This window comes from Conexibacter sp. W3-3-2 (assembly GCF_009707605.1).
In the GTDB taxonomy this organism is placed as follows: domain Bacteria; phylum Actinomycetota; class Thermoleophilia; order Solirubrobacterales; family Solirubrobacteraceae; genus Paraconexibacter; species Paraconexibacter algicola.
Genome location: NZ_WLYW01000001.1, coordinates 1,294,982 through 1,309,607 on the forward strand (window position 1 = coordinate 1,294,982; position 14,626 = coordinate 1,309,607).

General features: G+C 74.1%; 17 protein-coding genes. 9 read left to right on the forward strand and 8 right to left on the reverse strand.

The window, feature by feature from the left end:
- Positions 1-2 precede the first annotated feature (2 nt).
- Complete coding sequence (locus GKE82_RS06440) at positions 3-941, reverse strand: LysR family transcriptional regulator (protein ID WP_154732737.1); 939 nt, start codon at positions 939-941, stop codon at positions 3-5.
- 70 nt (positions 942-1,011) lie between these two features.
- Here GKE82_RS06440 and GKE82_RS06445 point away from each other — a divergent pair, with 70 nt between their 5' ends.
- A complete protein-coding gene (locus GKE82_RS06445; RefSeq protein WP_154732738.1) occupies positions 1,012-1,359 on the forward strand; it encodes a hypothetical protein in 348 nt (115 codons plus the stop codon).
- Positions 1,360-1,369: 10 nt separating this feature from the next.
- Positions 1,370-1,864: a DUF3291 domain-containing protein gene (locus tag GKE82_RS06450; RefSeq protein ID WP_154732739.1), complete on the forward strand. Its 495-nt coding sequence runs from the start codon at positions 1,370-1,372 to the stop codon at positions 1,862-1,864.
- On the opposite strand, the gene GKE82_RS06455 is transcribed toward GKE82_RS06450, so the two are convergent.
- Positions 1,861-2,706: an NAD(P)H-binding protein gene (locus GKE82_RS06455; protein WP_154732740.1), complete on the reverse strand. Its 846-nt coding sequence runs from the start codon at positions 2,704-2,706 to the stop codon at positions 1,861-1,863. The two genes, GKE82_RS06450 and GKE82_RS06455, sit on opposite strands and share 4 nt — an antisense overlap.
- A 32-nt stretch (positions 2,707-2,738) precedes the next feature.
- Between GKE82_RS06455 and GKE82_RS06460 the strand changes: the two genes are divergently transcribed.
- From GKE82_RS06460 to GKE82_RS30590, 4 genes are read left to right on the forward strand one after another with little or no spacing between them, the layout of a single operon-like run.
- Positions 2,739-3,476, forward strand: a complete 738-nt coding sequence (locus GKE82_RS06460; RefSeq protein ID WP_154732741.1) for a hypothetical protein — start codon at positions 2,739-2,741, stop codon at positions 3,474-3,476.
- 48 nt (positions 3,477-3,524) lie between these two features.
- Entirely contained in the window at positions 3,525-4,532 is a 1,008-nt protein-coding gene (locus GKE82_RS06465) for an iron-containing alcohol dehydrogenase (RefSeq protein WP_154732742.1), read from the forward strand.
- Positions 4,529-5,995, forward strand: coding sequence for a TldD/PmbA family protein (locus GKE82_RS06470; RefSeq protein WP_196189085.1), 1,467 nt, complete (start codon positions 4,529-4,531; stop codon positions 5,993-5,995). The genes GKE82_RS06465 and GKE82_RS06470 overlap by 4 nt, the downstream gene beginning before the upstream one ends.
- Positions 5,992-7,374 carry a TldD/PmbA family protein gene (locus GKE82_RS30590; RefSeq protein ID WP_196189086.1) on the forward strand — a complete coding sequence of 461 codons (1,383 nt, stop codon included), beginning with the start codon at positions 5,992-5,994 and terminating at the stop codon, positions 7,372-7,374. Before GKE82_RS06470 ends, GKE82_RS30590 begins: the two co-directional genes overlap by 4 nt.
- Positions 7,375-7,396: 22 nt before the next feature.
- Here GKE82_RS30590 and secG read toward each other — a convergent pair whose 3' ends face one another.
- Genes secG through GKE82_RS06495 form a run of 4 tightly spaced genes read right to left on the reverse strand, consistent with a single transcriptional unit; the run spans position 7,397 to position 10,735 of the window.
- Complete coding sequence (gene secG / locus GKE82_RS06480) at positions 7,397-7,621, reverse strand: preprotein translocase subunit SecG (protein WP_107570730.1); 225 nt, start codon at positions 7,619-7,621, stop codon at positions 7,397-7,399.
- A gap of 21 nt (positions 7,622-7,642) precedes the next feature.
- Positions 7,643-8,068: a hypothetical protein gene (locus GKE82_RS06485; RefSeq protein ID WP_154732744.1), complete on the reverse strand. Its 426-nt coding sequence runs from the start codon at positions 8,066-8,068 to the stop codon at positions 7,643-7,645.
- Between the two features lie 9 nt (positions 8,069-8,077).
- A complete protein-coding gene (locus GKE82_RS06490) occupies positions 8,078-10,276 on the reverse strand; it encodes a heme lyase CcmF/NrfE family subunit (protein WP_309233468.1) in 2,199 nt (732 codons plus the stop codon).
- A gap of 18 nt (positions 10,277-10,294) precedes the next feature.
- On the reverse strand, positions 10,295-10,735 hold the full coding sequence (locus GKE82_RS06495) for a cytochrome c maturation protein CcmE (RefSeq protein ID WP_107570733.1): 441 nt from the start codon (positions 10,733-10,735) through the stop codon (positions 10,295-10,297).
- A gap of 188 nt (positions 10,736-10,923) precedes the next feature.
- Here GKE82_RS06495 and GKE82_RS06500 point away from each other — a divergent pair, with 188 nt between their 5' ends.
- Both GKE82_RS06500 and GKE82_RS06505 read left to right on the forward strand, forming a co-directional pair.
- Positions 10,924-11,169 carry a hypothetical protein gene (locus GKE82_RS06500; protein ID WP_154732745.1) on the forward strand — a complete coding sequence of 82 codons (246 nt, stop codon included), beginning with the start codon at positions 10,924-10,926 and terminating at the stop codon, positions 11,167-11,169.
- Between the two features lie 36 nt (positions 11,170-11,205).
- Positions 11,206-11,625, forward strand: coding sequence for a hypothetical protein (locus GKE82_RS06505; RefSeq protein WP_107570735.1), 420 nt, complete (start codon positions 11,206-11,208; stop codon positions 11,623-11,625).
- Positions 11,626-11,643: 18 nt separating this feature from the next.
- Here GKE82_RS06505 and GKE82_RS06510 read toward each other — a convergent pair whose 3' ends face one another.
- Both GKE82_RS06510 and GKE82_RS06515 read right to left on the reverse strand, forming a co-directional pair.
- Complete coding sequence (locus GKE82_RS06510; protein ID WP_154732746.1) at positions 11,644-12,660, reverse strand: B12-binding domain-containing protein; 1,017 nt, start codon at positions 12,658-12,660, stop codon at positions 11,644-11,646.
- A 3-nt stretch (positions 12,661-12,663) separates the two neighbouring features.
- Positions 12,664-13,521 carry a hypothetical protein gene (locus GKE82_RS06515; protein ID WP_154732747.1) on the reverse strand — a complete coding sequence of 286 codons (858 nt, stop codon included), beginning with the start codon at positions 13,519-13,521 and terminating at the stop codon, positions 12,664-12,666.
- Between the two features lie 101 nt (positions 13,522-13,622).
- Between GKE82_RS06515 and GKE82_RS06520 the strand changes: the two genes are divergently transcribed.
- Complete coding sequence (locus tag GKE82_RS06520) at positions 13,623-14,621, forward strand: putative zinc-binding metallopeptidase (protein ID WP_309233469.1); 999 nt, start codon at positions 13,623-13,625, stop codon at positions 14,619-14,621.
- The last annotated feature ends 5 nt before the right edge of the window (positions 14,622-14,626 follow it).

The following is a 14,626-nucleotide window of genomic DNA, read 5'->3' on the forward strand; positions in this document are numbered from 1 at the left end:
CGCTACGAGGCGAGCGCGAGCTCGCGCCGGCCCTGGCAGAACGCGGCCCCGACCTCGGCGAGCAGCTCGAGCATCGCCGTCGCGGCCGGGGAGCAGTAGCCCTCGCAGAGGGTCGCGGCGAAGATCCGTCGCACCGGTGTCGCGTCGGTGAGCGCCCGCACGACGACGTCGTCGCGGACCGCGACGAGCGCCAGGTCGGGCACGAGCGCGATGCCGAGCCCGGAGGCGACGAGTCCCTGGATCGCGAGGTAGTCGTCGGAGTGGAAGGCGATCTGCGCCTGGAACCCCGCGGTCAGGCAGGCGCGCAGGAGGATCTGCGTGTCCGGGCACGTGCCGGTGGCGCCGAGCATCCACTTCTCCGACGAGAGGTCGGCGAGCCGCAGCCGCGCCTTGCCCGCGTGCTCGTGGCCGATCGGCAGCATCGCGTACATCGGGTCGTCGAGCAGGTGCAGGAGCTCGATGCCCTCGTACTGGGGGGCGGGCGGTCCCTCGTCGAGGATCACGGTGGCGATGTCGACCTCGCCGGCCTTCAGCGCGGCGACCGACTCGTCGGGCTCCATCGGGACCATGCTCAGCTCGACCGCCGGGTGGCGCTCGCGGAACGCGGCGATCGCGCGCGGCATGACGGTCGCCGCGGCGGTCGGGAAGGCGGCGAGCCGCAGGCGTCCGCCCCGCAGGCCCGCGATCGCCTCGAGCTCGGCCTCGGCGTCGGCGAGCCGGGCGAGGATCGCGTCGGTGTGGCGGACGAGCGCCTCGCCCGCCTCGGTGAGGCGCACCCCGCGGGCCGAGCGCTCCACGAGCGTCGTGCCCGCCTCGCGCTCCAGCGCCGCGATCTGCTGGCTGATCGCCGACTGCGTGTAGCTCAGGGCGTCGGCCGCGGCGGAGAACGACCCGCGCGACGCGACCTCGCGCAGGACCCGGAGACGCTTCACATCGAGCATCAGTCGATCTTATATGAGCTCCCGCTGAATGTCATTGGAACTTATTGCTCGGGGGTAGCACACTGGATGCATGCCCACCGTGATCTCCCCCTCCGTCACGTCCACCCCGACCGTCGCGGTCCGCACCGCGACCCCGCAGGACCTCCCGGCGCTGCGCCGTCTCGCCGCTTTGGAGACCGCCCCGGTCCCCACCGGCGACGTGCTCGTCGGCGTCGTCGACGGTGACGTCGTCGCCGCCGTCCCCGTCGGTGGCGGCCGCCCGGTCGCCGACCCGTTCCGCCACACCGCCGACATCGTCTCGATGCTCGAGATCCGCGCCGCACGCCTCGGCCGCCCCGCCGCGACCGACGCGCATCCGCGACGGCCGGCGCGCCTGATGCGCCGCCCGTTCGGCGTGCGGACCCGCTCGGCGGCGTAGCCTGCCGGCGATGGGCCACCACCTCGCGCAGCTGAACATCGGACGGACGCTCGCCCCGGTCGACAGCGACCTGCTGATCGGGTTCACGACGATGCTCGACGTCGTCAACGACCGGGCCGAGCGGTCCGACGGGTTCGTCTGGCGCCTGCAGGACGACGGGATCGGCAACGCGACGTCGCTGCGCTGGCCCGACGACGACACGATCAACGTGAACATGTCGACCTGGACCTCCGTCGAGGCGCTCCACGCCTTCGTCTACGGGGACCGCGAGCACCGCGCCGTGATGCGCCGGCGCCGCGAGTGGTTCGAGAAGCTCGCGATCTTCCAGTGCCTGTGGTGGGTCCCCGAGGGTCACCGCCCGACGCTGCTGGAGGCGCAGGAGCGGCTGACCGCGCTGGAGGCCGACGGCCCGACCCCGTACGCGTTCACCTTCACGACCGCGTTCCCGGCCCCGGACGGGCCGGCCACGGACGTCCGGTCGTTCCCCGACGCCTGCCCGGCCTAGCGGCCGGCCTCGAGCACGTCGCGCAGCGACAGCGGCGCGCGGCCCAGCACCCGCTCGACGTCGCCGGTCACCCCGTCCAGCTCTCCCGCGGCGATCGCGGTGTAGGTGCTGACCCACGCCTGCACCTGCCAGTCCGGCGCCCCGTGATGCGCGCGCGATGCGTAGGCCTCCTCAAGCGTCTCGTCGACGAACGCGAACGGGACGCCGAGCACGTCGGTCATCGTCGCCGCGGCCTCGGCCAGCGTCAGCGCCTCCGGCCCGGTGAGGTCGTAGCTCGCCCCCGCGTGCGCCTCGTCGAGCAGCGCGGCGGCCGCCACCGCCGCGACGTCCTCGCGCGCGACGGCGGCGAGACGGCCGTCACCGGCCGGGCCGCGGAGCACCCGGTCCTCCCCGGCCAGCAGCGGGAAGAAGTCCAGGTAGAGGTTGTCCCGCAGGAACGTCCAGGCGAGGCCCGCGTCGCGGATCAGCTGCTCGGTCGCGTGGTGGTCGCGGCCGAGCGTGAAGACGCAGTCCGGCGCCGCGGCGAAGAAGCTCGTGTAGACGACACGCCGCACGCCGGCGTCCCGCGCGGCGCGGACCGCGGCGGCGTGGTGGTCCATCCGGTCGGCGGACTCGGCCCCCGACACCAGCAGCAGGACGTCGACGCCGTGCAGTGCGCCGCGCAGCTCGGGCTCGTCCGCGTAGCCGCCCGGGACGACCGCGATCGGCAGGCCGTGCAGGCCCGTCTCGACCCGCGAGGCGTCGCGGACGACCAGGCGCGGCTCGTCCCCGTCCGCGGCGAGGGCCCGCGCGACGCGGCTGCCGATCGCGCCAGTGGCGCCCGTGATCCCGATCTGAGACATCCGTCGATGCTACGCGGGCTAGGGTCCCGGCCATGCGCCCCCTCCTCCTCTCGGCCCTGCTCCTCGTCGTCTGCGCCCCGACCGCGCACGCCGCCCAGTACCGCGTCACGTTCAGCGGCACCCAGGAGCTGAGCTGGAAGGTCGACGGCACCACCGCGGACCAGTGCGAGGTCCGCCGCGGCGTCGGCCAGGGCGCGGTCAGGCTCACGGTGAAGGGCGACCGGTCGGGCCTCGCGTTCTCCGCAGGCACGAAGCGGATCGGCCTGCTGACGAGCATTCCGGTCACCGGCCGCGGCACGATCAGCGGCCGCTTCCAGGACCTCCCCGCCGCGCCGTGCGGCGACGCGCCGGTCGGCGAGCCCGTCACCCGCGCGACCGACGGCTGCGGCCCGGTGAAGATCGGCATGCGACTGGACCTCAAGCCGGTCGGCGCGTTCACCTATCTCTTCGGCCCGGCGAACCCGGGACCGCGCAGGGGCGAGTGCCCGCACTACGTCGACGATGCGCTGACCGACGGCAACGACTTCAGCGCGTGCGGCGACAGCCTGACGGTCCAGCACCGGCGCAACTGGGCCGTCTCCGCGTCCGGCGGTCTCGGCCTGTTCGGTGGTCGGCTCAGCGCCGCGCAGACCACCCCGCTGAGGAAGGGGCGGTCCAGGACGCTGACCGTGCGGATCCCCGTCGACTGCACCGTTCCCAGCCGCTACGCGGGTGGCGTGAGGATCACCGGCGTCGCGCGCTACCGGCTGACGCTGCGGCGCGTCGACTGAGGCGGCACGCCCGACGGCGGGGTGCGCCCGGACCGATAGGTTGCGGGCATGCCCGACGAGCGGAACTTCACCTGGCAGGACGGCGAGCGGACGATCCGCTTCGGACGCGGGACGGTCGCGCAGGCCACCGAGCTGCTCGGCTCCGGCTACGTGCTGCTGACCACGCCCCGCGCGCGGACGCTGGCGCCGCGCGTCGTCGACGCCGCCGACGAGACGCACGATGTCCCCGACGGGTTCGTCGACGAGCTGGCCGGGGACCTCGTCGAGCGCCTCGGTGTCACCGACGCGACGCTGATCGTCGCGCTCGGGGGCGGGCGGGTCATCGACACCGCGAAGGCCGTCGCCGCGGCGACCGGCCGGCACGCGGCCGCGATCCCGACGACGCTGTCGAGCGCGGAGATGACGGCGGTCCACCGGCGCGCCGCCGGCACGCGCCAGGACGTCCCGGGCGTCCGGCCGCGGATCGTCATCAACGACCCCGACCTGTGCGCGTCACAGCCGCTGCAGCAGCTCGCCGCGTCGAGCGCCAACGCGCTCGCCCACGCGGTCGAGGGGCCGCTGACCACGCAGTCCTCCCCGGTCCCCTCGATCGCGGGCCGCGACGCGGCGCGGCTGATCGCCGACGCGTGGATGGACGAGGAGGAGCCCGACCGCGAGGCGCTCGCGCTCGCGTCGCTGCTGGCGGGCTACAGCATCGACGGCAACTGGTACGGGCTCAGCCACGTGTGTTCGCAGACGCTGGTGCGGGTCGGGGGCGCCGGACACGGCCAGGCCAACGCCGTCGTGCTGCCGCACACCACCGCCGCGCTGCGCCGCCGCTTCCCGGAGCGCCTCGAGCGCCTCGACAAGGCGCTGGGCGGCGGCGACGGGGCCGCGGAGGCGCTCGCGGTCGAGCTCGCCCGGCTGGCGAACGCCTCGCGGATCCGCGACCTCGGGGTCCCGCAGGACGCGCTCGACGCGTGCGCGGACGCCGCGGCGGGCCGCGCCGAGCTCGACCTGACGCCGCCGCGCGCCGATCGCGACGAGCTGCGCGCCATCTACGAGGCGGCCTGGTGAGCGACGTCCTGGCGCTGCTCGTCGAGGTCTGCGAGGCCGCGGCGGCCCACGGCGTGCACGCCGAGGCCCGCTGGGTGCACACGCGCGACGAGGCGCTCGCCGTCCGCAACGGCGAGGTGTCGGAGGTCCGCACCGACGTGGCCGAGGGGATCGGGATCCGCGTGCGGGTCGGGGGTGGCTGGGGCTTCGCCGCAACCCGCGAGGTGTCCTCGGCGGGCGCGCACGCGGCGCTGACCCGCGCCATCGCGGTCGCGCGCGCCCAGCCGGTCGCGGCCGCCGGCCCGTTCGCGCCGCTCGCGCACGGTCCCGCGCGCGGCCACTGGGCGGGCCCGTGCGAGGTCGATCCGTTCGCCCTGTCGCTCGAGGCGCGGCTCGCCCACCTGCACGCGGCGGAGGCCGCACTACGCGCCGACGGGGACGCGCGGATCGTCGTGACGTCCGCGCACACGCGCTCGCGCCGCACGCGGACCGCGCTGGCCAGCACCGATGGCGCCGCGTGCACGCAGGAGCGCACGGAGACCGGCGCGGGGGTCCAGGCGGTCGCCGCCGACGGCGAGGAGACGCAGGTGCGCTCCTACCCGATGTCCCACGACGGCGACGTGCTGCTCGCCGGCTGGGAGCTCGTCACCGGGCTCGACCTCGCCGGCCACGCGCCGCGCGTGGCGGCGGAGGCGGTCGAGCTGCTCACCGCCCCGGTCTGCCCGGAGGGCGTGCGCGACGTCGTCCTGCACGGGGAGCAGCTCGCGCTGCAGGTGCACGAGTCGATCGGGCACGCGCTCGAGCTCGACCGCATCCTGCTCGGGGAGGCCTCCTACGCGGGGACGAGCTGGGTCCAGGCCGACGCGCTGCGCGCGGCGGGGAGCCTGCGCTACGGCTCCGAGCACCTGCACGTGACCGCCGACGCGACGCTGCCCGCCGCGCTCGGCTCGTTCGGCTGGGACGACGAGGGCGTCGCGGCCCGCCGCTTCCCGCTGATCGAGGAGGGCGTGCTGCTCGCCGCGCTGTCGGCACGCCAGTCGGCGGCCGAGATCGGCCTCGAGGAGTCCGGCGGCTGCGCCCGCGCGGACGGCTTCGCGCGGCAGCCGATCGTGCGGATGACGAACGTGTCGCTCGAGCCGGGGAGCGCCGGGTCGTTCGCCGACCTCCTGGCCGACACCGAGAGCGGGCTGTACCTGGAGACGAACCGGTCGTGGTCGATCGACGACCGCCGTCTGCAGTTCCAGTTCGCCACCGAGGTCGCGCGCGAGATCCGCGGCGGCGAGCTCGGGCGGCTCTATCGCAACCCCTCCTACGCCGGGGTGACCCCGGAGTTCTGGGGCTCGATGGACGCGGTGTGCTCGGCGTCGGAGTGGCGTCCGTGGAGCTTCACGAACTGCGGCAAGGGCGAGCCCGGACAGGTCATGGCGGTCAGTCACGGCACGGCGCCCGCCCGCTTCCGCGGCGTGCAGGTGGGTGTGGCGTGAGCACGGACCCGCTGGACCTCGCCGACCGCGCGCTCGCGTTCACCGACGGGGACGCCCAGGTCACCGTCACCCGCGAGCGCTCGCTGCTGTCGCGGTTCGCGCGCTCGACGCCGACGCAGGCGACCGCGGTGGACGACACCTCGGTGTCGGTGCTCGTCGTACGCGACGGGCACGTCGGGACCGTCGAGACGAACGACCTCTCCGACGACGGGCTCCGCGCTGCGGCGGCCCGGGCGCGGGACGCGGCGCGCGCGGCCGCCGACGCTGCGGGCGGTCACGGCGAGCATCCGGGCCTGCCGACCGTCGCGCAGGCGGGGACGCCGAGCGCGCACGCGGGCTTCGACGCGGCGACCGCCGACCTCGACCCGGCCCCGGGCGGCGCGGCGCTCGCCGCCGCGTTCGCCGCGACCGCCGAGCACGGGCTCGAGGCGTTCGGGATCTGGACCACCGGTCGCGTGGAGACCGCGATCGCCTCGTCCGCCGGGCTGCGGGTCGCCGACGACGTCACCGACGCCTACCTCAAGGTGATCGCCCGCGACGCGCACGGCCGGTCGGGCTGGGGCGCGGCCGCCGGCGTCGCGGCGGGGACGCTCGACGCCGACGCCGTCGCCCGGCAGGCGGTCGCGCGGGTCGCGACCACCGACCCCGTGGCGCTGGCCCCGGGCGAGTACGAGGTCGTGCTGGAGCCCGACGCGGTCGGCTCGCTGCTCGACATGCTCGGTGGCCTGGCCTTCGACGGGCTCGCCCACGCGGAGGGCCGCGGCGCGCTGACCGACCGGCTCGGCACGCCGGTCGCCGCGACCGGTGTGACGCTGGTCGACGACCCGCTCGCGGCCGGCGGCCTCCCCCGCGCGTTCGACGCCGACGGGGTCGCCAAGGCCCCGCTGACGCTGCTGCGGGACGGCGTCGCGCAGGCGGTCGCCCACGACCGGCGCAGCGCGGCACGCGCGGGCGGCGACGCCGCCTCGACCGGGCACGCCCTCGCCCCGGGCGGATCGCCGTGGGGCGCGGCACCGACGAACCTCGTGCTGCACGGCGGCACCGCCCCGGACGTCGGCGCGCTGATCGCCGGCGTCGAGCGTGGGCTCTACGTCACGCGGCTGTGGTACCTCAACGTCGTCCACGAGCGCTCGACCACGCTGACCGGCACGACCCGTGACGGCACGTTCCTGATCGAGGACGGTCGCCTGACGAAGCCGGTCCGCGACGTGCGGTTCACCGACGCGGCCCTCGGCATCCTCGAGCGCACGTCGGCGCTCACCACGGCGACGTCGCTGGTGTGCGAGGCGGACTTCTACGGCCGCCGCGCGGCGCACGGCTGCGTCGTCCCGGCGCTCCGCGCGAGCGGCTTCCGGGTCACCGGTCAGACGACGGGCTGAGCGGGCGCCGGCGCGCCCGCGACTAGAGCTTCAGCAGGACGAGCGTGTTCAGCACGAACAGCACCGCGAACGCGACGGTCCAGCGGTTGAGGTTGCGCTCGACCATCGAGCCGCCGCCCAGCGAGCCCTGACCGGAGCCGACGCCGAACGCGCCGGAGAGGCCCGCGTCCTTCCCGGAGTGCATCAGCACGAGGAAGATGAGGACGACCGAGATGCCGACCTGGACGATGGAGAGGATCGTTTCCATGCTGGGAGCGATGGTAGCCGGTCAGGCGCCGGGATCGCGCGGTGCCGCCACCCCGGCGGCCTGGCCCGCGGCGGCCGGCTCGGCGTCGTCCGCACCGTCGGCGGGCTCGGACCCCTCGCCGGGCTGCTCGTCCGCCCCGTCCGTCGCGGCGACGGGCGCGGCCGACTCCGCCTCGTAACGGTCGAGCTCGCGGAGGATCTCCATCGCCTCGGCGCGCAGCGCGCGGTCCTGGACGCGGAACTCCGCGTCGACGAGCTTGCCGGTCTGGTGGTCGAGCTCGAGGTCGCGGATCTCGCGGTACTTCGCGTCCCGGGCGGCGAGCAGGTCCGCGACCCGCGCGGCGTCCGCGGACGCCGACGCCTGCGCCCCGCCCCGGATCGGCCGGGAGACGCCCCAGGCGACCGCGGCGACGAGCGCCATGACGACGATGAGGGCGACGACGTCCACGACCGCCGCTCAGGCCCGGCCGAGCTCCTGCGAGACGCGGGCGAGCAGCCGCGCGTCCGCGCGCTTGGTCGCCCCGCCCGGCGGCGGCCACAGCGCGACGATCGCGCCGAAGAACACGACGATTCCACCGAGCCAGATCCACGAGACCATCGGGCTGGACAGCACGCGGAACGTCGCGGGCGGCGGATCGTCGGTGTAGCTGCGCAGGATGCTGTTGAGCGCCTGGCCGATCAGCGCGCCGATCTGGCCGGGGGCGAGCTGGTCGCCCGCCTGCTGGATGCCCTTGGTGAAGCCCTCGTCGAGCGCCTCGATGCGGCCCTGCAGCGCGGCGACGTCCGGGGACACGGCGGTCCACAGGTCGCGCTGGAGGCCGGCGTCCATGGCGATCTCGCTCGTCGCCTCGCCCTCGAAGAAGCTCGCGATCGGGTTCATCTGGAACGCGCGGTCGACCGGCGGGTAGAAGCCCCGCTCGGGATGCAGGGTGCCGAGGTCCTTGCCGTCCTTGCGCACCCGCAGGTTCGCGCCGAAGACGATCCGCTCGATGCGCCCGGCGCGCTGGTCGATCCGCGCCGTCGCCGAGGCGTAGGTGATCTGGTACCCGTCGACCGTCACGGTCTGGCCGACGTCCAGCCGCGAGTCCTGCGCCTTCTCGAACGCGCTGCTCGCCGCGACGCCGACGAACAGCACCGCCATGCCGAGATGCACGATGTAGCCGCCGTAGCGGCGCCGGTTGCGGCGCACGAGCGAGACCATCGCGACCGGCACCGACTCGCGGCTCATCGCGCGCCGGGCGCGCGTGCCGCGGACGAACTCCTGCACGACGGTCCCGGCGACGAGCGCGCCGGCCCCGAAGGTCAGCCACGCCCACGGGCGGTCCAGGACCCCGAACGGCACGAGCACGACGAGCGTGCCGACCATCGCGACGGTCGGCCAGAGGAAGCTCTTGCGCGCGGTCGCCCGCGTCTGACGGCGCCACGCGATCACCGGGCCGATGCCGCTGAGGAACACGAGCATCACGACGAGCGGCACCGTGTACTGGTCGAACCACGGCGGCCCGACCGCGCTCTTGGTGCCGGTGACGGCCTCGGAGATGAGCGGGAAGAACGTGCCCCAGAAGACGACGAACGCGACGCCCACGAGGATCACGTTGTTCGCCAGGAACACGGACTCGCGCGAGAACACCGAGTCGAGCTTGTGCTCGCTGCGCAGCAGCTCGCGCCGGCTGATGACGAGGGCGACGGAGCCCGCGATCAGCAGGCCGATGAGGATGACGAACGGGACGCCGAGCGTCGAGGCGCCGAACGCGTGGATCGAGTCGAGGATGCCCGAGCGCACGAGGAAGGTGCCGAGGATGCACAGCACGCCGGTGGCGAGCACCAGCGAGGCGTTCCAGATCTTCAGCATCCCGCGCTTCTCCTGGATCATCACGGAGTGCAGGAACGCGGTGCCGGTCAGCCACGGCAGCAGCGACGCGTTCTCGACCGGGTCCCAGGCCCAGTAGCCGCCCCAGCCGAGCTCCTGGTAGGACCAGCGCGCGCCGAGCAGGATGCCGACGCCGAGGAAGAACCAGGCGGCGAGCGAGAACCGGCGGGTGACGCCGATCCACTCCGCGTCGACGCGCCGCGTGATCAGCGCGCCGGCGGCGAACGCGAACGGCACCGCGAAGAGCGTGTACCCCGCGTAGAGCATCGGCGGGTGGATCATCATGCTCGGGTGGCGCAGCAGCGGGTTGAGGCCCGCGCCCTCCGACGGGGCGACGCCGAGCGTCTGGAACGGCGACGCCGCGAACACGAGCAGCCCGGCGAAGAAGGCGCCGAGGCCCAGCAGGATCGCGGTCGCGTAGGGGGCGACGTCGCGCATCCGGCGCCGCGTGGCGTAGAGGATCGCGGCGGTCCACAGCGACAGCAGGAACAGCCACAGCAGCAGCGAGCCCTCCTGCGAGGACCACGAGGCCGACGCCTTGTAGAACGTCGGCGTGGTCGTCGAGGAGTGCTCGGCGACCGTCTTGAACGTGAAGTCGCTGCGCAGGAACGCGACCTCGAGGATCACGAACGCCAGCGTCGTCAGCGCGGCGAGCGCGTACGCCGCGTTGCGGCCGGAGTCGACGAGGTCGCGCCGGCGGGTCTTCGCCCCGTAGAGCGATACGGCGACGCCGTACACGCTGACGGCCAGCGCGATGATGAGGGCGGCTGAGCCGACGGTCGCCACGATCGGGCCTCCGAGCGCCTAGTAGGTGTAGCCCTCGGGCGGCGCCTTGCCGTCCGAGGACTTCTTCTCGTTCGTGAACTTCGACGGGCACTTCGTCACGAGCGAGTCGCGCTCGCCGACGAACATGCCGTTCTCGCCCTTGCGAACGGTGATGATGATCTCGCGTCCGTCGCGGAACGGGTCCGGGACGGCGCCGGTGTAGTCGATCGGCACCGAGGTCGTGCCGGTGCGCTCGCGCACGCGGAAGGTCATGCCGTCGCGGCGCTTCTCCACCGAGCCGTCGACGACCTTGCCGGTCAGCTGGTAGCTCTGGCCGGCCTGCGCGGAGGCGAGCAGCTTGCTCGGCGTCACGGCCTCGCTCGAGGCGCTGAAGCTCGTGTAGATCAGGGCGCCGGCGAGGAGGACGGCGCACGTGAGAGCGGTCGTGAGCCGGATCTGGCGCTTGCGGGCGGGATCCATACGTCCCCGATTATGCAGGACCGGCGGCCCGGACGACCCCGTCCCGGCGCGTCGCCGACCCGGTCCCGGCGCGTCACCGGGGTCCACGGGGATCCGTCCACCGGACCGGAAACCCGCTCAAGACCTCCCCGCACGAGACGATGCAGAGGGAAACCTTCGGGCCTGCGAAGCGTCCTTCAGGAAGAGCCATGAGACTCCACCGCCAGACACGACACGACCACCACCACGACGAGCATGCGGCTCCCGCGCCGCGGCCGGAGCGCCGGCTGCGCCTCGTCCCGGACGATCCCGCGCTCGCCGCGGAGCGCCGCATGCGCCGCGCGGGCGGTCCGCAGGACACTGCGCTGTACCACTGCGGCTGCGGGTTCGTCTTCGACGCGCCCGTCACGACGACGGTCCGCTGCCCGCACTGCGCGGGCGACCTCGCCTGGTAGCTCCCCACAGAGCTACGGAGCCGTAATATTCGGGCCATGCTCGGAGCCGGCTCCCCCGGGACGAAGGTGGCCGCGATCCTGCTCATCGCCCTGATGGCGGTGGGCAGCGTGATGATGTGGCTCGGCGTCCCCTTCCTCTGGATCTACGCGGTCTCGAAGTCCGTCGAGAGCTCGCAGCCGACGATGGGCCCCTACGTGCTGCTCCTGTTCGGGATCCCCGCGTCGATGGTGATCGTCGGCAAGCTCCTGGGGCAGCTCAACCGCATCTACGGCGAGGTCACGCACACGACGCCCGAGGTCAAGGTCGTCCTGCCGTGGCACCGGTCGATGCGCGGCGAGCGCGACGCCGGCCACCCGCGCACGATCCTCGACGTCGTGATGGTCCTGTCGGTCGGGCTCGCGCTGCTGCTGATGGGGATCTGGTTCTTCTTCTTCGCCGAGGGCGGCGGGATCTGACCCGCCGGCCGCGGCTCGTCAGGCGGCCATCGCCGTCTGGGCGCGCGCGGCCTGCAGCGGCTCGCCGACCGCGGGCAGGTCGAAGATGAGCCGGTCCTCGAGCGCCCCGAGCATCGCCGGGACCAGCCGCGGATGGGTGTGCTGCTCGGCCGCGCGCCCGACGAGCCAGTCGGCGTAGTCGGCGAGGATCCGCGCGTCGCAGAGGACCGCGGACTCGAGGAACACCAGCAGGTTGTGCAGGTCCGAGCGCAGCGCCGAGCGCGACCGGGGACCGCGCGGGAGCATGTGCCCGCACTGGTACTCGACGCGATCGGCGAGCTCCTCGGTCAGCGCGCGCCGGATCGCGGTCAGCTCCTGCTGCTGGGCGATCTCGGCTTCGACGGCCTGCAGCGCCGGTCGCTCCGCGCGGAAGCGCTCGACGGCCAGGGCGACGTCGGCGATCCGCGGCGCCCAGGCGTCCGCGCCGAGCCGCAGGCCGCGGGTCTCGTCGACCCCGAAGCCGTTGCCGCCCGCGATCACCGGCACGCCGATGGCGTGCGCGGCGGAGGCGAGCTGCGGGACGCACGGGAGGTTCATCGGCAGCGAGCACGAGACGAGCAGCGCGTCCGCCTCGAGCTGCTCGAGGACCTTCGTGACCCCCGCGGTGTGCGACGGACGGCCGAGGAACGCGACGCGGTGGCCCTCGGCGCGCAGCAGCTCGCAGAGGATCCGGGCCGGGAGGTTCTGGTGCTCGCGCTCGGTGACGCAGACGACGAGCCGGCTGCGCTCGGCCTCGGGCCGCGCGTTGCCCGCCGCGACCCCGAGGACCGTGTCGGCGATGTCCGTGGCCATCTGCTGGAACGCCGGGGTCAGGCGGCGCTGCCGGGCCGCGCGCTCGCACACGAGCACGTGCGCGGGGGCGAGCATCCCGAAGACGAAGTCCCCCAGGCTCCCCCCGTCCTGCACGAGCTCGACGGCGCGCTGGATCGCTCCGCGGCGGTCGCCCGCGCCGAGCAGGGCCGCGAAGGCCTCGACCTCCTCGTCGACGACGCGCATGCGCTAGTCCCGGTCGGGCATCGGGGCGCGCAGCCCGGTGAAGGCCGTGCGGCGCAGCTCGTCGTAGTGCGCCAGCGACGACTGGGTGCGCGCGAGCATCCGGTTGAAGACCTCACCGAGCTCCCCGAGGTCCTCGCCCTCCGCGGGCTCCAGCGGCTTCGTCGCGGGGACGGCGCGGCGCGTGAGGCTCGTGCCGGTCGCGACCGCCTCGAGCCCCTCGTCGAGGTCCCGCAGGCAGTGCCGGTGCAGGCTCGCGAGGCTGGCGCGCAGGTCGTCGAGACACGACCGGTCGCCGAGGGCGACGCGCAGCTCCTCGCGCATCGTGTCGTAGGAGTGCAGCGCCGTGCGCGAGCGGGCGAGCATCAGGTTGAACAGCTCGCCGAGCTGGCCCAGCCGCTGGTCGGGCGCGGGGATCAGCGGGCGCGTGACCGGCGCCGCCGCGCGGGTCAGGTCGCCGTCGACCATCGCCTGGAGCCCCTCGTCGAGGTCGGTGAGGCAGTGCTCCTCGAGGCTCGACAGGCGGGTGTACAGCTCGGGCAGGCAGGACAGGTCGCCCAGGGCCTCGGCGAGGTCCTGGCGCAGCTGCTCGTAGGCGACGAGCGTCGCCTGCGACCGGGCGAGCATCGCGTTGAAGAGGTCGATCAGGCCGCGGATCTGCGGGTTGTCGGAGTGCGTGTGGATCGGCTCCGTCACGGGCGCGGCGGTGACGGTGAAGTCGCCGGCCACCATCGCCCCGAGCCCCTGTTCGAGGCTCGTGAGGCAGTGCTCGTCGAGGCTGCGCAGGCGGTGCTGCAGCTCGTCGAGGGTCTCGTCGAAGCCCGGTGCGGGGGCGTTGTGCACGTCGAGGTCCTGGATGCTCACGCCCGGGAGGATCGACCGGCACCCGTCCGACTTGAGGCAGGACGGACGTCCTGGCGGCCGGGCGGTTGCGGCGGTGTCGGACCGGGCATGATGGCCTGTCCGTGCGCGTCTTCACCTGCTCCGTCTGCCACCAGCTCGTGTTCTTCGAGAACACCCAGTGCGTCCGCTGCGGCTCGTTCCTCGGCTTCGACCCGGACGCGCGCGAGATCGTCACGCTGCCGCGCGGCTACGGCGCCGACGAGGGCTGGCACCCGTGCGCGAACGCGACCGTCGCGCAGTGCAACTGGCTCGTGCGCGAGCCCGGGGCGCTGTGCCGCAGCTGCACGCTCACGCGCACCCGGCCCGGGGACGGGGACGGCGAGGGGCTCGAGGAGTTCGCGGTCGCCGAGTCGGCCAAGCGCCGGCTGCTGTTCGAGCTCGGCGAGCTCGGGCTGCCGGTCGAGGGCGCCGACGAGCGCGAGAACGGGCTCGTCTTCGACCTGCTCTCCAGCGAGGAGCAGCCGGTGACCACCGGCCACGCCGACGGCGTCATCACGCTCGACCTGGCGGAGGCCGACGACGCCGACCGCGTCGCGCGACGCGAGCAGATGGACGAGCCGTACCGCACCGTGCTCGGCCACTTCCGGCACGAGATCGGCCACTACTACTGGCCGATCGTCGTCGAGCCGTTCCCGGAGCTGCTGGAGCAGTGCCGCGACCTGTTCGGCGACGAGCGCGAGGACTACGGCGCGGCGCTCGAGCGCCACTACGCCCAGGGCCCGCCCGCCGACTGGTCGCGCGAGCACGTGAGCGCCTACGCCACGATGCACCCGTGGGAGGACTGGGCCGAGACGTGGGCCCACTACCTGCACATCAGCGCGTCGATGCAGACGGCCGCCGCCTACGGGCTGCAGATGCCAATGTCCCAGCCGGGCGAGGCCAGCCAGTGGGGCTTCCGCTCGACGCTGGACGCCTGGATCCCGTTCACCATCGCGATGAACGCGATCAACCGCTCGATGGGCCGCAGCGACCTGTACCCGTTCGTCATCACCGCCGCGGTCATCGACAAGCTGACGTTCGTGGACCGCTGCGTGAAGGCGACCGCGAACGCGCGCGCCTGATCTCT